This window comes from Streptomyces sp. NPDC031265 (assembly GCF_055570295.1).
Map to the genome: position 1 here is coordinate 79,889 of NZ_JBVIHM010000012.1, position 18,362 is coordinate 98,250.

At 70.9% G+C, this 18,362-nt stretch carries 18 protein-coding genes; 9 read left to right on the forward strand and 9 right to left on the reverse strand.

The window, feature by feature from the left end; translation table 11 throughout:
• Nucleotides 1-134: 134 nt before the first annotated feature.
• A complete protein-coding gene (locus tag ACZ499_RS19870; protein WP_468676832.1) occupies nucleotides 135-953 on the reverse strand; it encodes a serine hydrolase domain-containing protein in 819 nt (272 codons plus the stop codon).
• Between the two features lie 76 nt (nucleotides 954-1,029).
• Here ACZ499_RS19870 and ACZ499_RS19875 point away from each other — a divergent pair, with 76 nt between their 5' ends.
• Both ACZ499_RS19875 and ACZ499_RS19880 read left to right on the forward strand, forming a co-directional pair.
• The gene (locus tag ACZ499_RS19875) at nucleotides 1,030-1,491 is read left to right on the forward strand and encodes a MerR family transcriptional regulator (RefSeq protein WP_371652558.1); all 462 of its coding nucleotides are present in this window, start codon (nucleotides 1,030-1,032) and stop codon (nucleotides 1,489-1,491) included.
• A gap of 6 nt (nucleotides 1,492-1,497) precedes the next feature.
• Nucleotides 1,498-2,523, forward strand: a complete 1,026-nt coding sequence (locus ACZ499_RS19880; RefSeq protein ID WP_468676573.1) for an aldo/keto reductase — start codon at nucleotides 1,498-1,500, stop codon at nucleotides 2,521-2,523.
• 45 nt (nucleotides 2,524-2,568) lie between these two features.
• On the opposite strand, the gene ACZ499_RS19885 is transcribed toward ACZ499_RS19880, so the two are convergent.
• The 5 genes from ACZ499_RS19885 to ACZ499_RS19905 form a co-directional block, all read right to left on the reverse strand.
• On the reverse strand, nucleotides 2,569-3,609 hold the full coding sequence (locus tag ACZ499_RS19885) for an alpha/beta hydrolase (protein ID WP_468676574.1): 1,041 nt from the start codon (nucleotides 3,607-3,609) through the stop codon (nucleotides 2,569-2,571).
• Between the two features lie 144 nt (nucleotides 3,610-3,753).
• The gene (locus ACZ499_RS19890; protein WP_468676576.1) at nucleotides 3,754-4,428 is read right to left on the reverse strand and encodes a response regulator; all 675 of its coding nucleotides are present in this window, start codon (nucleotides 4,426-4,428) and stop codon (nucleotides 3,754-3,756) included.
• Complete coding sequence (locus tag ACZ499_RS19895; RefSeq protein ID WP_468676578.1) at nucleotides 4,425-5,717, reverse strand: sensor histidine kinase; 1,293 nt, start codon at nucleotides 5,715-5,717, stop codon at nucleotides 4,425-4,427. The genes ACZ499_RS19890 and ACZ499_RS19895 overlap by 4 nt, the downstream gene beginning before the upstream one ends.
• An 81-nt stretch (nucleotides 5,718-5,798) precedes the next feature.
• Nucleotides 5,799-6,659, reverse strand: coding sequence for a DUF4429 domain-containing protein (locus ACZ499_RS19900; RefSeq protein ID WP_468676579.1), 861 nt, complete (start codon nucleotides 6,657-6,659; stop codon nucleotides 5,799-5,801).
• 96 nt (nucleotides 6,660-6,755) lie between these two features.
• Complete coding sequence (locus ACZ499_RS19905) at nucleotides 6,756-7,967, reverse strand: alpha/beta hydrolase (protein WP_468676581.1); 1,212 nt, start codon at nucleotides 7,965-7,967, stop codon at nucleotides 6,756-6,758.
• 454 nt (nucleotides 7,968-8,421) lie between these two features.
• On the opposite strand from ACZ499_RS19905, the gene ACZ499_RS19910 reads away from it, so the two are divergent.
• A complete protein-coding gene (locus ACZ499_RS19910) occupies nucleotides 8,422-8,790 on the forward strand; it encodes a peptidase inhibitor family I36 protein (protein WP_468676583.1) in 369 nt (122 codons plus the stop codon).
• An 18-nt stretch (nucleotides 8,791-8,808) separates the two neighbouring features.
• Here ACZ499_RS19910 and ACZ499_RS19915 read toward each other — a convergent pair whose 3' ends face one another.
• Together ACZ499_RS19915 and aceE are read right to left on the reverse strand one after the other, a co-directional pair.
• Entirely contained in the window at nucleotides 8,809-9,579 is a 771-nt protein-coding gene (locus ACZ499_RS19915; RefSeq protein ID WP_468676585.1) for a potassium channel family protein, read from the reverse strand.
• Between the two features lie 91 nt (nucleotides 9,580-9,670).
• On the reverse strand, nucleotides 9,671-12,418 hold the full coding sequence (gene aceE, locus ACZ499_RS19920; RefSeq protein ID WP_468676586.1) for a pyruvate dehydrogenase (acetyl-transferring), homodimeric type: 2,748 nt from the start codon (nucleotides 12,416-12,418) through the stop codon (nucleotides 9,671-9,673).
• Nucleotides 12,419-12,809: 391 nt separating this feature from the next.
• Between aceE and ACZ499_RS19925 the strand changes: the two genes are divergently transcribed.
• The 6 genes from ACZ499_RS19925 (at nucleotide 12,810) to ACZ499_RS19950 (ending at nucleotide 17,278) form a co-directional block, all read left to right on the forward strand.
• Entirely contained in the window at nucleotides 12,810-13,232 is a 423-nt protein-coding gene (locus ACZ499_RS19925) for a DUF3052 domain-containing protein (RefSeq protein WP_371652548.1), read from the forward strand.
• A gap of 118 nt (nucleotides 13,233-13,350) precedes the next feature.
• Nucleotides 13,351-13,809 (forward strand): peroxiredoxin, encoded by a 459-nt coding sequence (locus tag ACZ499_RS19930; protein WP_344074759.1) that lies wholly within the window; start codon nucleotides 13,351-13,353, stop codon nucleotides 13,807-13,809.
• A gap of 121 nt (nucleotides 13,810-13,930) precedes the next feature.
• Nucleotides 13,931-14,506: a TerD family protein gene (locus ACZ499_RS19935; RefSeq protein ID WP_101392355.1), complete on the forward strand. Its 576-nt coding sequence runs from the start codon at nucleotides 13,931-13,933 to the stop codon at nucleotides 14,504-14,506.
• A gap of 91 nt (nucleotides 14,507-14,597) precedes the next feature.
• Nucleotides 14,598-15,173: a TerD family protein gene (locus tag ACZ499_RS19940; RefSeq protein ID WP_385542778.1), complete on the forward strand. Its 576-nt coding sequence runs from the start codon at nucleotides 14,598-14,600 to the stop codon at nucleotides 15,171-15,173.
• Nucleotides 15,174-15,261: 88 nt separating this feature from the next.
• On the forward strand, nucleotides 15,262-16,407 hold the full coding sequence (locus tag ACZ499_RS19945; protein ID WP_468676589.1) for a DUF475 domain-containing protein: 1,146 nt from the start codon (nucleotides 15,262-15,264) through the stop codon (nucleotides 16,405-16,407).
• Nucleotides 16,408-16,540: 133 nt separating this feature from the next.
• Nucleotides 16,541-17,278, forward strand: coding sequence for a TerD family protein (locus ACZ499_RS19950; protein ID WP_468676590.1), 738 nt, complete (start codon nucleotides 16,541-16,543; stop codon nucleotides 17,276-17,278).
• Nucleotides 17,279-17,330: 52 nt separating this feature from the next.
• On the opposite strand, the gene ACZ499_RS19955 is transcribed toward ACZ499_RS19950, so the two are convergent.
• Nucleotides 17,331-18,215 carry a TerD family protein gene (locus ACZ499_RS19955; RefSeq protein WP_468676592.1) on the reverse strand — a complete coding sequence of 295 codons (885 nt, stop codon included), beginning with the start codon at nucleotides 18,213-18,215 and terminating at the stop codon, nucleotides 17,331-17,333.
• Nucleotides 18,216-18,362 lie beyond the last annotated feature (147 nt).

Consider the following 18,362-nt stretch of genomic DNA (forward strand, 5'->3'; position numbering starts at 1 on the left):
CCCCCCCCCCCCCCCCCCCCCACCCCCACCCCCCCCCCCCCCCCCCCCCCCCCCCCCCCCCCCCACCGGCCCGCGGCCGACGAACCAGCCGCCCGGCTGAGGGCTTTCGGGAAGGGGCGGGGTGGGGTGGGGAACTATCCCAGCTCGGCCAGCACCGCGTCCGTGAACGCAGGCCACGCCTCCACCGCCCACGCCCCGAACGTCCGGTCCGTCAGGGCGACGCACGCCGCCGACGCCCGCGGGTCGACCCACAGGAACGTGCCGGACTGGCCGAAGTGGCCGAAGGTGCGGGGCGAGGACGAACTCCCCGTCCAGTGCGGGGACTTGGCGGACCGGATCTCGAACCCGAGGCCCCAGTCGTTGGGGTTCTGGTGCCCGTACCCCGGCAGGACGCCCTTCGTGCCCGGGTACTGCACCGTCATCGCCTCCGCGACCGTCATCGGGTGCAGCAGCTGCGGCGCCTGCACCTCCGCCGCGAACCGCACCAGGTCGTCGACGGTCGAGACGCCGTCCTTGGCGGGCGAGCCGTCGAGCGACGTCGACGTCATCCCGAGCGGTTCGAGGACGCCCTCGCGCAGATAGTCGGCGAACGGGATCCCGGTCCGCTTCGCGATGTGGTCGCCCAGGACCTCGAACCCGGCGTTGGAGTAGAGCCGCCGCTCCCCGGGCGCACCCATCACCCGGTGCTCGTCGAAGGCGAGCCCCGAGGTGTGCGCGAGCAGATGGCGCACGGTCGAGCCCCGAGGCCCCGCGGGCTCGTCCAGCTCGACGGCGCCCTCCTCGTACGCGACGAGCGCGGCGTACGCGGCGAGCGGCTTGGTGACGGAGGCGAGCGGGAAGCGCTGCCCGGTCGGGCCGTGCGCCCCGGCGACGGTGCCGTCCGCACGGACGACGGCGGCCGCCGCGTGCGGCACGGGCCAGTTCTCGATCAGCGCCAGGCTCTTCATGCGTATGAGCCTAAACGGTCGCGGAAACCGCCCTCCGATTCCACTTGCTTGGAGTGCGCTCCAACGTTCTAGCGTGGGGGTCATGACGGTGATCGAGAGCATCCCTGTGAAGTCGGCGGTCGTGGACCTGTGCAAGACCCGCCCGTCACACCCCCGACCCGAGGGCCAGGACCGCTACACGATCAGCGAGGTCTCCGCCCTCAGCGGACTCACCGCGCACACCCTGCGCTGGTACGAGCGGATCGGCCTGATGCCGCACGTGGACCGCTCGCACACCGGGCAGCGGCGCTTCACCAACAAGGACCTCGACTGGCTGGCCTTCGTCACCAAGCTGCGGCTGACCGGGATGCCGGTCGCGGACATGGTCCGGTACGCCGAGCTGGTCCGCGAGGGCGAGCACACCTTCGACGAACGGCAGGAGCTCCTGGAGCAGACCCGGCGCGATGTCATCACACGCATGGCGGAGCTCCAGGACACGCTCGCCGTCCTCGATCACAAGATCGACTTTTACGCGGACGCCCGGCGGGCGTCGGAGAGGGCCTGAACGGCTATGAGCACGAACACCGAGAAGATCGCCACCGTACGCCTCGGCGACGGCGGCCCCGAGATCGGCGTCCAGGGCTTCGGCGCCATGGGCATCAGCGAGTTCTACGGCGAGACCGACGAGGCCGCCGCACGCGACACCCTGGAGGCGACCGTCGAGGCGGGCGTCACGCTGATCGACACCGCCGACATCTACGGGTCCGGCGCCAACGAGGAGTTCCTGGCCCCGTTCCTCGCCGCCCACCGCGACGAGATCACCCTGGCCACCAAGTTCGCCATCGAGCGCCGCGCCGACGACCCGGGCTACCGGGCTGTCCGCAACGATCCGGCCTACATCAAGAAGGCCGTCGAGGCGAGCCTGCGCCGCCTGAACGTCGAGGTCATCGACCTCTACTACATGCACCGCCGCGACCCCGGCGTCCCGTTCGCCGAGTCGGTGGGCGCGATGGCCGACCTCGTACGGGAAGGCAAGGTCAAGCACCTGGGCCTGAGCGAGGTGACCGGCGCCGAGCTGCGCGAGGCGTACGCGGTGCACCCCATCGCCGCCCTCCAGTCGGAGTGGTCGGTCTTCAGCCGGGACGTCGAGCGCAGCGCGGTCGGCGCCGCGGCCGAGCTCGGCGTGACCTTCGTGCCGTACTCGCCGCTCGGGCGCGGCTTCCTGACGGGCGCGTTCGCCGACGCGGCGAAGGAGCTGTCGGGCAGCGACTTCCGCCGCCACCAGCCGCGCTTCACCGGTGACAACGCCCGCGCCAACACCGCGCTCCTGGAGCCGCTGCACAAGATCGCCGCCGAGCGCGGGGCGACCACCGCGCAGATCGCCCTCGCCTGGGTGCAGCAGCGCGCCCAGGTGCACGCTCTGACGGTGGTCCCGATCCCGGGCACCCGCAAGCGCACCCGCCTCCTGGAGAACGCGGCCGCGACCCGTATCACCCTGACCGCCCGGGAACTGGCCACGCTTGAGCCGATCGCGGACCGGGTGGCGGGCGACCGCTACCCGGACATGTCGTCCACGTCGGTGGGACGCGAGGGCTGACCCCCGCAGCCGGTGCCCGGCGCCGCGACGCGCGCGGCCCCGGCATCACGCGTCGCCCGTCGCGATGGCGGCGAACTGGCGCAGGGAAGCAGTGCCGGGCGCGAAGTAGCCGGTGTGCCCCTGGGCGTCGGAGGCGTCCACGCGCCGCGCCCCGAAGTCCGGATCAGTGGGATCTTCCCCGTGCCCCATCCCCAGGAACCGCACGTTCGGTACGTACGAGATCCAGTCCGAGGGGTCCTTGGCGGCCCACACCCGGGCGTCGGTGCCCAGGTCGGCGGCGGTGTCGGCGTGCATGCCGGGGGAGCCGAGCACCACGAGGTCGGAGGCGACGACGCGCGGGGCGGCGAGGCCGCACACCACCGAGCCGTAGCTGTGGCAGAACAGCGCCGGATCCGGGAGGCCCACGGCCGCCAGGCCCTCGGTGAACCGGGCGAGCCGGGTCGCGCCCGCCTTGGCCAGGTCCTCGGTGACCGCGTCGACGCCGAGGCCGACGGGGGTGGTGTAGCCGGTCCAGGCGACCACGGCGGTACGGCCCCCGGTCGCGGCCCGCAGCGAGGAGGCCATCCCGGCCGGGGTGCCGTAAGGGTCGCTGCTCCGGTCGAAGTTGCCCGCGTCGATGTCCGACCCCGGCACCACCACGGACACGTGCTCGGCCCGCTCCAGGTCCCCGTACACCTCGGCCACCTGCCCGCGCCCGCGCGGGTCGAAGGCCAGGACGCGGTGACCGGGCCCGGCGAGCCGGTCGTAGCGAGGGTCGTGCGCGGCGGCGAGGGCGAGCCGATTGGCCTCGTACCGCAGGGAGACGGGAGCGCCGTCGAGATTCCCCACGGTCAACGGGTGCCGCCGCACCAGGTCCTGGCACTGCCGGTGGCTCAACCCGGCGAAGAACAGCGCCACTTCGCGCGGTGAGGCGGTGGCCGGGTCGGGCAGCCGGCGCCCGAGCACGGTGTCGGCCACCCAGGCGGCGGCCCCCGGCGGCGGCCCCACCACCGCCTGCTGACTCCCGGCCGAGGCCCACCCGGCGGTCCCCGCGACGGCCGTCACGGTCAGCGCGGCGGCGACCAGGGTCCTCCCGAAGCGGCGCATTGCGTGGCCCTGCCTTTCCTCGCTGTGGTGTGGCGTTGCGAGGAGGAAGGTAGGAAGAGGGTGGGTGCGGGGGCGTCACACCGGGGTGCCAAGTGGGGGGTGCTACTGGGGTAGGGGGTGTACGGGGTCTGCGGCCCCACGGAACTACGCCCCCGGCGACACCAGCCCCGACTCGTACGCGAAGATCACCGCCTGCGCCCGGTCGCGCAGCTCCAGCTTGGCCAGGACGCGGCCGATGTGGGTCTTCACGGTCTGCTCCGCGAGGATCAGGCGCGCCGCGATCTCCTGGTTGGACAGGCCCCGGGCGATCAGTTCCAGGACCTCCGTCTCGCGCGGGGTGAGCCCGTTCAGCCGCAGGGACGGGGCCTTGCGGACCGCCGGGCGCTGCTTGGCGAAGTCCGCGATCAGACGGCGCGTCACCGAGGGCGCGAGCAGCGCCTCGCCCGCCGCGACCACCCGTACCGCCGCGATCAGATCCGCCGGCGGCGCGTCCTTCAGCAGGAACCCGGACGCCCCGGCCCGCAGCGCCTCGTACACGTAGTCGTCCACGTCGAAGGTCGTCAGCATCAGGACCTTCGGCCGGTGGACCACCCCGCGCGGCGGGTCGAGGAGCTCCCGCGCCGCCGCGAGCCCGTCCATCTCCGGCATCCGGACGTCCATCAGCACCACGTCGGGATGCGTGCGGCGGGAGACCTCGATGCCCTGCCTGCCGTCGGGCGCCTCGCCCACCACGTCGATGTCCGCCTGCGCGGAGAGCAGCGCGGCGAACCCCGCCCGCACCATGGCCTGGTCGTCGACGATGATCACGCGAATGGTCAACGGGTGTCCTCGGAGCTGTCGGAGAGAGGCGTGTGCAGCGGGAGCCGGGCCGCGACCCGGAAGCCGCCGTCCGGCAGCGGACCGGTGTCCAGCGTTCCGCCGGTCAACCGTACGCGCTCGCGCATCCCGACCAGCCCGTGCCCCGTCCCCGTCGTCTCCAGGGCCGAACGGGGCTCGGCGGCGGGCCCGTTGACGACCACCACCAGCAGGTCCGTGCCGTCCGAGCCGACCGAGACGCGCGTCGGCGCGCCCGGCGCGTGCCGGACCACGTTCGCCAGCGCCTCCTGCACGATCCGGTACGCCGAGAGGTCCACGGCGGGCGGCAGCCCCGGCAGGTCCGCCGACAGCGCCGACTCGGCGGGCACCCCCGCCCGTACCGTCGCCTCGACCAGCTGCTGCACCCGGTCGACGCCCGGCTGCGGGGCCCGCTCGCCCTCGCTGCCGTCACTGCGCAGCACCGCGAGCAGCCGCCGCATCTCGCTCAGCGACTCCCGCGCGCTCGCCGCGATCGTGGAGAACTCCTCCCGCGCCTCGGCGGGCAGACCCTGGATGCGGTACGGCGCGGAGTCGGCCTGCACGGTGATCACCGACATGTGGTGGGCGACCACGTCGTGCAGCTCGCGGGCGATCCGGGCGCGCTCCTCCAGGAGGGTCCGCTGGGCGTGCTCCGCCTCGCTGATCGCCGCCTGCTCGGCGAGCAGGCGCTCCGCCTCGCCCCGGCCGCGCAGCGCGCCGGTGAGCAGCAGGATCACCCCGCTGAGCACGAACATCAGGACGTGGATGTTGGTCGCGGAGGTCGCGTACGCCGGTTCCATCGCCGACAGCGCCACCCCGGCCGCGCCGGTCACCAGCCAGACCGCGACGAGCGTACGGGGCGCGGCGCGCAGCCCCAGGCACGCCATCAGCAGCAGATAGCCGACGATCACCATCGGCGTCCACGGCCAGGGCCGCCCCTCCATCCCCTGGGTGCCCGAGAGCACCACCGCGCCCACCACGTCGGCGGCGAACACGATCCACCACGCCTGGAGCGGCCGGGTCACGGCGAGCAGCAGCGGCGCGGTCTGCGCCACGGCGAGCGCCCCCGCCCAGCCGCCGGGCGCCTTGTAGTCGTGCATCAGCACGGTGATCGTGATCGGGAGCAGCACCACGACGAAGCAGAGGACGACGGCGTACGGGGTCATCCGCTGCCACCGCCGCGGCGCTCGCGCGAGGAGTGGCTCGACGGACTCGGCCGGGGTGCGAAGGGCCAGGACGAGGGAGCTGAGCATAGTGCGGGGCGCGTTGTTCATGGCGCGATCAGCCTAGGCGGCCGGGGAGCGGGCCTCGGGGCTCGGCCCCGGACCCCGCTCCTCAGCTGCCGGAGGGGCTGTCTACAGCTCCGCCAGCAACTCCGCCTTCTTCGCGCTGAATTCCGCGTCCGTCACCAGCCCGGCCTGATGGAGCTCACCCAGGTGCCGGATCCTTTCGGCGATGTCCGCCGGGTCGCGCCGCCCGGGGGACGCGTGGGCCACCGGGACCGGCGCGCCGGCCGCGCCCCGGATCGCCTGGAGGACCGCCGCAGCGAACGGCAGGGACTCGTGGACCGGCCCGTACCCGAGGCCGAAGACGACCGCCGCCGGGTCCTGGTCGGCCTGCGGCGCGGTGGCCTCGGCGTCGCGCCGCACCAGCCGCAGATGGCCGTCGAAGACCTCCGGCGAGCGCCACTCGACCCCGCACAGCGACGCCAGCGGGAACGTCTGGTCACCCGCCTTCCACTTCGCCGAGGAGGCGCCCGTCCAGAACCAGCGGAACGACACCTGGCGGCCGTCGAAGGAGGCCTTCCCGTCGTACGCCTTGAAGCTCTGCGGCAGCTCGGGCGCCGCCACCACGTACCGCTCCGAAGGCTCCGCCGCGTCCGGTGCGAGCAGCGCGCGCAGCTCGTCCGCGTAGTACTCGGCGAGCGTCTCGCGCTCCGCGGGCAGCACCAGGCGGTACGGGTCGCACCCGTCCTTGAGCTGTCCCGCCGCGGCCTCCATCAGCGGGTCGGCGCCCGGTCTCGGCACCGCGTGCAGCACCACCGTGCCGCGCTTGCCCTGGGTCAGCGTCACCGACTCCAACGCTTCGTGGGGGATGCGCCGTTCGCGCAGCGCCGTGAACAGCTTCGGCGTGCGGATCCCCCGTTCGAAGCGGATGAGTACGGAGTCGGGCTCGAACTCCCAGGTGGCATGAATTCCGGCCAGCACATCACCCATGCACCTCATCGTAGGCGGCGCGCGCCCGCGCGTCCCCCCTCGGCGCCGGCCGCAATGTCACACGTACGTCTGCGGCGGCGCCGACTTCTACGCGCGTCAGGCCGCGTCCGCGCCGAAAATACCGCGCTGGCAGGCCGAATTGGCTTTGAGACAGCTGACGGACTGGTACGAACCGACGCCTATCGCGGCGAAGTTGGCGAGACTCTGTGTGCCCGGCTCGAAATAGCCCCCGTGGCCGACGGCACCGGCCGCCGAGAGCACCCGCGCGCCGAACCCGGAGGAGACCGGGTCCGCGCCGTGGCCCAGGCCGGCGACGTCCAGGTGCGGCACGTCCTCGATCCAGTCGTCGCGGTCCCGCATCGCCCACACCCGGGCCGAGGTGCCCAGGTGGGAGGCGCTCTGGGTGCGCATTCCGGGGCTGCCCGCGACCGCTATGTCGACCACCCGGGGCGGCAGCCGGTGCGCGCCGACGCCGCACAGCACTGAGCCGTAGCTGTGGCAGAAGAGGGAGACCGGCGCGTTCCCCGGCAGGGAGCGGACCAGCTTGTCGAGCCGGACCGCGCCGTCCTCGGCCAGCCGGCCGATCGCGGAGTCGATGCCGAGCCCGGACGGGGTGGTGTAGTCGGCCCAGGCGATCACCGCGGTGCGGGTGCGCGGGCCGGCCGCGCGCTCCGCCGCGTACAGCGACTGCGCCATGCCCACCGGGGCGGAGTACTTGCGGGTGCTCTTCTCGAACGTCATGACGTTCGTGTCGACGCCCGGGACGACCATCGAGATGCGCTCGGCGTGTTCGAGGTCGCCGAAGACCTCGGCGACGCGGCCGCTGTCCGACGGGTCGAAGGCGAGGATCTGCCGGTCACCGGCGAGCAGCGACTCGTACCGGTGCATCCGGCGGCCCGCGCTCTGGCGGCCGTCGGTGGTGAGCCGGCTGTCGTGCATCCGGGCGCGTTCGGTGTCGCGCGCCTCGACGAGGGACAGCCGGTTCGCCGTGTAGCGCAGCGGGACCGGCGCGCCGTTGAGGTTGCCGACGACCAGCGGGTAGCGCCGGACCAGGTCGGTGCGCTCGACGGCCGTCAGGGAGGCGAAGAAGCGGGTGAGCCGGCGCGGTGAGGTGTCCGGGGCGGGGAGCTTCTCGCCGTCGAGGGTGCCCTTCGCCCAGGCGGCGAGGGCGACCGAGCGCGGCTCGGTCGACACCTGGTGGCCGCGGACCGCGGTCCAGCCCGAGGTCGCGAGCATCATGAACACGACGGCGAGCGCGAGCAGGGCGCGCCAGACGTTGAGTGTGGGGGAGGAGTCGAAGGAAGTCACTGCGGTACAGAGTAGGAGGCCCGGGAGGCCCACTGCGGTGACAGTGACTCAGATCACGTTTGAACAGGTCGTGGAGGGTGGGGAGGTCTCACCCACCGCGCGTGCGGGCGTACGCTCCGTGCGGTTCGCGCCCCTGGTGATCAGGCGCGCCGGCCGTCCCCGAGGGCCGGTCCCAGCTGGTCGGGACGGGCTTCGGTCGGCCGCCGCAAGGTGTCCATGCCGGTGCCCTCACCCCGCCCCCACGGGCCGCCCGCGATTCTCGTCACACCGGCGAAGGCGGCCACGGCGACGCGCGGCCGCTGATCGCTCTCCGTGTTCAGTCCTTCGCACTCGGTCGTCAGCGATCCGGCGGGGCTTCACCTGTCCGGGTGAAGTGGGGCCGGAAGGAAACTCGGGGTGATCGGGGTGCGTTCACTTGTCAACCGAAGCCGATGACACGGGGGTTGACCCAGCCATGCGTACACAGACAACAGCCGCGGCCGTCCTCGCCGCCACCGCGTTCCTGCTGCCCGCCCCGGCCCGGGCGGCCGCCCCGCCGCGCCTCGGTGCCTGCGCGCCCGGCGAGCTGTGCCTCTGGAAGCAGCCGGACTTCAAGGGGGCCCGGCAGGTGTACGACCTGAGGAACATCGAGATCGAGAGCTGTACGGCGTTACCGCCCGGCACGGACGCCGTGTCCCTCGCCAACCGGACGGGCCGCCCGGTGACGGCGTACCAGTCGGAGGAGTGCGCGGAGACGGCCGAGTTCGACACACATCCGGGCGGCGGGTCCTGGGTGCCCCGGAACCCTTACCGGGTGCGGGCGTTCAAGGTCTGGCAGAGCTGAGGGGCGGTGAGTGCCCCGTCAGGGCAGGGGCGCGCTGCGGGGGCCGCGCTCGCAGGCGCACTCCGTCCCGCCCGCCAGCTCCGCCACCTGCCCGCGCAGCGACCGCACCTCCTGGGTGAGCGTCTCCAGGAGCGCGGTCTGGCGCCGCTCCTCCTCGCCGTCGCGCTCGAAGCGGGAGATGAACCAGGCCGCGATGTTCGCCGTCACCACACCGAGCAGGGCGATGCCGGACAGCATCAGGCCCACCGCGATGAGCCGCCCGAGCCCGGTGGTCGGCGCGTGATCGCCGTAGCCGACGGTGGTCATCGTGGTGAACGACCACCACACGGCGTCGCCCAGTGTCTTGATGTTCCCGGCCGGCGCGCCCCGCTCCACCTCCAGGACGGCCAGCGAGCCGAACATCAGCAGCCCGACCACCGCCCCGCCGACATAGACGGTCAGCTGTATCTGCGGGGCCATCCGCGCCCGCCGCCCCACCAGGGCGAGCGTGGAGACGACCCGGAGCAGCCGCAGCGGCTGGATCAGCGGCAGCACCACCGCGAGCAGGTCCAGCCAGTGGGTGCGGACGAACAGCAGCCGCTGCCCGGACAGGGCGAGCCGCACCAGGTAGTCGCAGGCGAACGCGCCCCACACCACCCACTCCACGCCGACACACACGTCCTGCACCCCGGTCCCCGCCCCGGGGTGGACGACGGGCACGGTGTACGCCAGGGCGAAGGAGACGGCCAGCGCGAGCAGCGGCCACTGGGTCCGCCGCTCCCACCGCGTCTGTGCGGGTAGTTGCTTCATGTGCGCATCGTAAAAGCGGTGAAGCGGTCATACGAACGCCGAAGGGCGGTGGGACCGGAACCGGTCCCACCGCCCTGCGGAAACGTGACGGCTACGCGTCGCCCCCTGCGGCCCCCGGGTCCGCCGCGGTGACGTCGAGCAGCTGGTAGCGGTCGACGGCCTGCTTCAGAACCGAGCGGTCCACCTTGTTGTCCCGGGCGAGCTCGGTGAGCACTGCCAGGACGATCGACTGGGCGTCGATGTGGAAGAAGCGCCGCGCCGCGCCCCGGGTGTCGGCGAAGCCGAACCCGTCGGCGCCCAGCGAGGTGTACCGGCCGGGCACCCAGCGCGAGATCTGGTCCGGCACGGCCCGCATCCAGTCCGAGACGGCCACGAACGGCCCCTCGGCGCCGGTCAGCTTGCGCGTGACGTACGGGACGCGCTGCTCCTCCTCCGGATGGAGCAGGTTGTGCTCCTCCACCTCGACGGCGTCGCGCCGCAGCTCGTTCCAGGAGGTCGCGGACCAGACGTCGGCCCGTACGTTCCACTCCTCGGCGAGGATCCGCTGCGCCTCGATGGCCCACGGGACGGCCACGCCGGACGCCATGATCTGCGCCGGGATGGTGCCCGCGGTCCCGGGGGCGTAGCGGTGGATGCCCTTGAGGATGCCGTCCACGTCTACGTCCGCCGGCTCGGCCGGGTGCTGGATCGGCTCGTTGTAGACGGTCAGGTAGTAGAAGACGTCCTCGCCGGGCTTGCCGTCGGCGGTCTCCCCGTACATCCGGCGCAGACCGTCCTGGACGATGTGCGCGATCTCGTACCCGAACGCCGGGTCGTAGGCGACACAGCCCGGGTTGGTCGAGGCGAGCAGATGCGAGTGGCCGTCGGCGTGCTGGAGACCCTCGCCGGTCAGCGTGGTGCGGCCGGCGGTCGCGCCCAGGACGAAACCGCGCGAGAGCTGGTCGGCCATCTGCCAGAACTGGTCGCCGGTGCGCTGGAAACCGAACATCGAGTAGAAGACGTAGACCGGGATCAGCGGCTCGCCGTGCGTCGCGTACGCCGAGCCCGCGGCGATCAGCGAGGCCGTGCAGCCCGCCTCGGAGATGCCGTCGTGCAGCATCTGACCGGTCGGGGACTCCTTGTAGGCGAGCAGCAGATCACGGTCGACCGCCTCGTACTGCTGGCCGAGGGGGTTGTAGATCTTCGCACTCGGGAAGAACGCGTCCATGCCGAACGTGCGGTACTCGTCCGGCGCGATCAGCACGAACCGCCTGCCGATCTCCTTGTCCCGCATGAGGTCCTTCAGGATGCGGACGAACGCCATGGTGGTGGCGATCGACTGCGCTCCCGAGCCCTTCTTCGCGGCCGCGTACGTCTTGTCCTCCGGTAGCGGCAGCGGCTTGGCGCGCACCACACGGGTCGGCACATAGCCGCCGAGCCCCTTGCGGCGGTCGTGCATGTACTGGATCTCTTCGGAGTTGCGGCCCGGGTGGTAGTACGGCGGGGCGCCGGCCTCCAGCTGGGCGTCCGTGATCGGGATGTGCAGCCGGTCGCGGAAGCGCTTGAGGTCCTCGACCGTCAGCTTCTTCATCTGGTGGGTCGCGTTGCGGCCCTCGAAGTTCGGGCCGAGCGTCCAGCCCTTGACGGTCTGGGCGAGGATCACGGTCGGCTGGCCCTTGTGCGCCTTGGCCGCCGCGTACGCCGCGTACACCTTCTTGTGGTCGTGACCGCCGCGGCCCAGGTGCTGGATCTGCTGGTCGGTCATGTTCTCGACCATGGCGCGCAGCCGGTGGTCGCCGCCGAAGAAGTGGTCGCGGATGTAGCCGCCGGTCTCCGTCGCGTACGTCTGGAACTGGCCGTCCGGCGTGGTGTTCAGCTTGTTGACGAGGATGCCGTCGCGGTCCTGGGCGAGCAGCGGGTCCCAGGAGCGGTCCCAGACCAGCTTGATGACGTTCCATCCGGCGCCGCGGAACTGCGACTCCAGCTCCTGGATGACCTTGCCGTTGCCGCGCACCGGGCCGTCGAGGCGCTGGAGGTTGCAGTTGACGACGAAGGTCAGGTTGTCGAGGTTCTCGCGCGCGGCGATGGAGAGCTGGCCCAGAGACTCCGGCTCGTCCATCTCGCCGTCGCCCAGGTACGCCCACACGTGCGAGTCGGAGGTGTCGGCGATGCCGCGCGCCTTCATGTAGCGGTTCATCCGCGCCTGGTAGATCGCACCGAGCGGGCCCAGGCCCATCGAGACGGTCGGGAACTCCCAGAAGTCCGGCATCAGACGCGGGTGCGGGTACGAGGACAGTCCGTACGGCGCCTTGGACTTCTCCTGGCGGAACGCGTCGAGCTGCTGCTCGCTGAGGCGGTCCAGGAGGTAGGCGCGGGCGTAGATGCCGGGGGAGGCGTGCCCCTGGAAGAAGATCTGGTCGCCGCCCTTGCCGTCGTCCTTGCCCCGGAAGAAGTGGTTGAAGCCCACGTCGTAGAGGGAGGCGGAGGAGGCGAAGGTGGCGATGTGGCCGCCGACCCCGATGCCCGGGCGCTGTGCGCGCGAGACCATCACCGCGGCGTTCCAGCGGGTCGCGTTGAGGACCTTGCGCTCGATCTCCTCGTTGCCGGGGAAGAACGGTTCGTCCTTGGTGGCGATCGTGTTGACGTAGTCCGTGCTGCGCATCTCGGGCACGGCCACGCGCTTCTCGCGGGCCCGCTCGATGAGGCGGAGCATCAGATAGCGGGCGCGCTCACGCCCCCGCTCGTCCACCGCCGCGTCCAGGGAGGCGAGCCACTCCTCGGTCTCCTCCGGATCGAAGTCCGGGACCTGACTGGGAAGGCCGCCAATGATGATCGGATTGCGATCGGATCCGGAAGCCACGCTGTTCCTTCGCTGTCGGGGGCGTGCGGGGTTGGTGCGCCGCATCCCATCGTGGACCGCGAGGACGCAAACGTCATCTCTACCGAGGGGTAACGAGGTGTGCGGACGCCCAAATCGCAACCTTACGCCCAAGCCGTGCGGGTGTTCCCCAAAGGGCGCGTCACCCCGATTGGCGTACGCACGGAGCAGAAGCGTGCAAACTATCTGCAAGGGTGTGGGATGAATCACCACCAGGCCCGGGTTCGCCGCTTACCGGGGGCACACTGCACCCCAAAGAGCGGGTTCGGGGGCCTGGTACTTGCGCGATTCGTCCCGCCCGTGTGGACTACGCCCAAGCCTCGCGCGTGCGTGGGGCCGCATTACTTACCGAATCAAGATCAGGAGGCAAGCCGTGAGCGCGACCGCGGACCACGCGGAGGAGCGGACCAACCCGGCCATCAGGCTGGGGTTCGAGCCCGGACAGGTGGTCCAGGAGATCGGTTACGACGAAGACGTCGACCAGGATCTCCGCGAGGGCATCGAGTCCCTGATTGGCCAGGACATCGTTGACGAGGACTATGACGACGTCGCCGACGTCGTCGTGCTCTGGTTCCGCGACGAGGACGGCGACCTTACGGACGCCCTGGTCGATGCCATCGGCCTCCTGGAGGACGGCGGCACCATCTGGCTGCTGACTCCGAAGACCGGCCGGGACGGATACGTCGAGCCCAGTGACGTCAACGACGCCGCGCAGACTGCTGGCCTCTCCCCGGCCAAGAGCATCAGCGTGGGCAAGGACTGGTCGGGCACCCGCCTGAAGTCCGGCAAGCGCTGACCCTCCACGCCCCAGGGCCCCCACCGGCACCGCCGGTGGGGGCCCTGTGCGTAGGGTGGGGCGCACCGGACGGCCCACCGCGGCCGCCGGTCCAGGCCCACAGAAGGGATGCGTTTCCATGGCGATCGAGGTCGGCACCAAGGCCCCGGACTTCGAGCTGAAGGACAACCACGGCCGCACCGTGAAGCTCTCGGACTTCCGCGGCGAGAAGAACGTGGTGCTCCTCTTCTACCCGTTCGCCTTCACCGGCGTCTGCACGGGCGAGCTGTGCGCGCTGCGGGACAACCTGCCGCAGTTCACCGACCGCGACACCCAACTGCTCGCCGTCTCCAACGACTCGATCCACACCCTGCGCGTCTTCGCCGAGCAGGAGGGTCTGGAGTACCCGCTGCTTTCGGACTTCTGGCCGCACGGCGAGGTCTCGCGCGCGTACGGGGTCTTCGACGAGGACAAGGGCTGCGCGGTGCGCGGCACCTTCGTCATCGACAAGGACGGCGTGGTCCGCTGGACCGTCGAGAACGGCCTGCCGGACGCCCGGGACCTGAATGACTACGTCAAGGCGCTCGACACCCTGTGAACCTTCGGCCGAATCGCCTGTTTGAGGCGGGAACCGGTCACTAGGATCCAGACGTTGATCCGATGCCAACGCACGACGGGGACGCTGACCAAGCCGGCCCCTCACACCATTGGGAGGACTCGTGGGAGTCAGCCTCAGCAAGGGCGGCAACGTCTCGCTGACCAAGGCCGCCCCCAACCTGACCGCGGTCATCGTCGGTCTGGGCTGGGACGCTCGTACCACCACCGGGGGTGACTTCGACCTGGACGCCAGCGCACTGCTGACCAACGACCAGGGCAAGGTCGCCAACGACTCGAACTTCGTCTTCTTCAACAACCTCAAGAGCCCCGACGGCTCCGTCGAGCACACCGGTGACAACCTCACCGGTGAGGGCGAGGGCGACGACGAGGTCATCAAGGTGAACCTGGCCGGGGTCCCGGCCGACGTTCACAAGATCGTGTTCCCGGTCTCGATCTACGAGGCCGAGAGCCGCCAGCAGTCGTTCGGCCAGGTCCGCAACGCGTACATCCGCGTGGTGAACCAGGCGGACAACACCGAGCTCGCCCGGTACGACCTGAGCGAGGACGCCTCGACGGAGACCGCCATGGTCTTCGGCGAGCTGTACCGCAACGGGGCGGAGTGGAAGTTCCGCGCCATCGGCCAGGGGTACGCGTCGGGCCTGCGCGGCATCGCGCAGGACTTCGGCGTCAACGTCTGAGCCGTCGCTCTCCCTCGTCCGGCGCCGCACCCCAGTGCGGCGCCGGACGCGCTCAACCCTTCGTTCGCCACTCAGGGGAGGACACACGATCATGGGCGTCACGCTCGCCAAAGGGGGCAATGTCTCCCTGTCCAAGGCCGCACCGAACCTCACCCAGGTGCTGGTCGGCCTCGGCTGGGACGCGCGTTCCACCACCGGAGCCGACTTCGACCTCGACGCCAGCGCGCTGCTGTGCGCGACCGGGCGCGTGCTCGGCGACGAGTACTTCGTCTTTTACAACAACTTGACGAGCCCGGAGGGCTCGGTCGAGCACACCGGGGACAACCTCACGGGTGAGGGCGAGGGTGACGACGAGTCCCTCATCGTCGACCTGACGAAGGTGCCGGCCGGCTGCGACAAGATCGTCTTCCCTGTCTCGATCCATGAGGCGGACAACCGCGGCCAGACGTTCGGCCAGGTCAGCAATGCCTTCATCCGGGTGGTCAACCAGGCCGACGGCCAGGAGCTCGCGCGCTACGACCTGAGCGAGGACGCCTCCACGGAGACCGCGATGATCTTCGGCGAGCTCTACCGCTACGGCGGCGAGTGGAAGTTCCGTGCAGTGGGTCAGGGGTACGCGTCCGGACTCCGGGGGATCGCTCTAGACTTCGGGGTCAACGTTTCGTAAAGCCACGCCCAAGTCGGGTGCGGCGCGGGGGGAGACCCTCCCCCAGACTCCGTCTGGGGGGACCCCCACTAGCTAGATGGGGAAGTCAGTGATTCTGAAAACCTTCGGCTGGTCATTCGTGATCACTGCGGTCGGTCTTGTCCTGGCAGTGCTCTACGGCGGCTGGACGGCCTTCGGGATCGTGGCGATCCTGTCCATCCTGGAGATCTCGCTGTCGTTCGACAACGCGGTGGTCAACGCCGGAATTCTGAAGAAGATGAATGCCTTCTGGCAGAAGATCTTCCTCACGGTCGGTGTGCTCATCGCCGTCTTCGGTATGCGGCTGGTCTTCCCCGTCGTCATCGTCGCCATCAGCGCCAAGATCGGCCCCATCGAGGCCGTCAACCTGGCGCTGAACGAGAAGGAGCACTACAAGGAACTGGTGACCGACGCGCACGCGTCGATCGCCGCCTTCGGTGGCATGTTCCTGCTCATGATCTTCCTGGACTTCGTCTTCGAGGACCGGGACATCCAGTGGCTGCGCTGGCTCGAGCGGCCGCTGGCCAAGCTCGGCAAGGTCGACATGCTCTCGGTCGCCATCGCTCTCGGTGTCCTGCTCGTCTCCTCGATGACCTTCGCGACCCATGCCCATCTGCACGGCGGGGCGCACGCGGACAAGGGCGAGACGGTCCTCATCTCCGGCATCGCCGGTCTGATCACGTACATGATCGTGGGCGGCCTCTCCGGCTACTTCGAGGACAAGCTGGAGGAAGAGGAGGAAGCCGAGCTGGAGGCCGAGGAAGAGGCCAAGAAGAGCGGCAGGGGCGGCGCATCGGCGGTGCTGCTCGCCGGCAAGGCCGCGTTCTTCATGTTCCTCTACCTTGAGGTCCTGGACGCCTCGTTCTCCTTCGACGGCGTCATCGGCGCCTTCGCCGTCACCAACGACATCGTCCTGATGGCGCTCGGCCTCGGCATCGGGGCCATGTACGTGCGGTCCCTCACGGTCTACCTGGTCCGCCAGGGCACCCTCGACGACTACGTCTACCTGGAGCACGGCGCGCACTACGCGATCGGCGCCCTCGCCGTGATCCTGCTCGTCACCATCCAGTACGAGATCCACGAGGTCATCACCGGCAGCGTCGGCGTCCTCCTGATCGCCTGGTCCTTCTGGTCCTCGGTCCGCCGCAACAAGCGGATCGCCGCGGAGGGCGGCGGGGATTTCAGTGAGAAGGCGGAAGTCTCCACGGGGGTCTGAATCCGTGGTGTGACCCGTCGACGATTGCGGAACGCTCTGAGCGGGGCGGCCGGAAGGTTCGCGCCTTCCGGCCGCCCCGCCGTTCTTTCCGGTGCGGGGCCGTTCACTTGGTTCGTATAGGGGTGGGGAACAGATGGCCTTCTGGGACAACCTGCTGCGCGGCGGCAGGCCCTCGGCGCAGTTCGACACGGGCAGCGCCGCGAGCAATGCCATCGAGCTGACCAAACGGCATCCGGTGGTCTCGCTCGGCAAACAGGGCGCCAACTCCGGGTCGCTGCGCGTCAACCTGTCGTGGCGGATGCGCACCTCCGACTTCGGCGGCCGGTCGGGGCCCAGCGTGCTGCGGCACCCGTTCAAGCTGTTCAAGCCCGATGTGGTCCAGGCGCACACCCAGGGCGTGGTCAACGTCGACCTCGACCTCGGCTGCCTCTACGAGCTCGACGACGGCTCCAAGGGCGTGGTGCAGCCGCTCGGCGGCTTCTTCGGCGCCACCAACGCGGCGCCGTACGTCCAGCTCAGCGGCGACGACCGGTTCGGCTCGCCGTCCGGCGAGACGATCTACGTCAACCTCGACCACCGCGAGTCCATCAAGCGGCTGCTGGTCTTCGTCTACATCTACGACCAGACGCCCGCCTTCGACCGTACGCACGCCAAGGTCACGCTCTACCCGAGCAACGGCCCGCGCATAGAGATCGACCTGGACGAGCACGCCCCGCAGGCCCGCTCCTGCGCGGTCGTCTCCATCGAGAACATCAAGGGGGACATGGTCGTGCGCCGCGAGGTGAAGTTCGTGTACGGATTCCAGGCCGAACTGGACCGGCTCTACGGATGGGGGCTCCAGTGGGGGCGCGGCTACAAGACGAAGGCCTGAGAGTGCGCGCGTGAGCGGGCCCGGCGGGCCCCTGCCCGCCCGGCCCCGCCCGTCACTGCCGGATGAACTGCGGCCCCATCGGCGGCAGCGCGAAGTCCGGGTCCCCGGTGTGCGCTGCCGCGGCCGCCGGCTGCGGATAGCCGTAGCCGGGCTGCGCCGACGCGGGCTGCGGATAACCGTACGAGGGCTGGTGCACGGGAGGGTGCTGCGGCGGCGCGGGGTGCGGATAGCCGTAGGAGGGCGGCGAGGCGGACGGCGGCGGCGGCACATAGGGCTGGGTCTGCGGCTGCGGCTGCGACACGGACGCGGAATGGGCCCCGGGCGCGGCCTCGCCGTGTGTCCGGGCCCGGTCGGCGCCGGAGGAGCCCGTGTCGGCCTCCTCTCCCGCCTCGCCGTCCTCGTCCACGGAGATCCCGTACTCCGTCGCCAGACCCACCAGACCGGTCGGATAGCCCTGCCCCACCGCGCGGAACTTCCACGTCTCGCCGCGCCGGTAGAGCTCGCCGCAGATGATCGCGGTCTCCTCGCCGGTCTCCGCCTTCACATCGAAGACGGCCAGCGGCTCGGTGCCGCCCGGCCCCGCGTCGTACAGCAGGATCCGCAGGTCACGTACGGACCCGAAGGTCGCGCCGTCCGAGGAGGCGGTGACCAGGACGCGGTCGACGGACGGGTCGAGCGCGGCCAGATCCGCCTCGATGGTGTCGGTCAGTCCGTCCCCGACCCGCTTCTTCGGCAGCCGCCGCACCAGGCCCGAGGGGTGGCGCGGCTGGTTGTAGAAGACGAAGTCCTCGTCGGAGCGCACCCGGCCGTCGGCGGCGAGCAGCAGCGCCGAGGCGTCCACGTCCGGGACGTCGGTGCCCGGCGTCCAGCGGAGCACGGCCCTCACGGCCATGGCGTCCAGCGGGACGTTGGATCCCTTCAGCATCGCGTGCGTCATGGTCGCAATCCTGCCTTCCCGTCGCCCGCCCGGACAACGCGGGGGCCCGGGGGCGGCCTTGTCCCGCAGATGAGCGGTACGTACCTTACGTACCGCGTCCGCGCGCGCCACGGGAAGGGCGCGGGCCGGTTACCTGGATTTCATGAA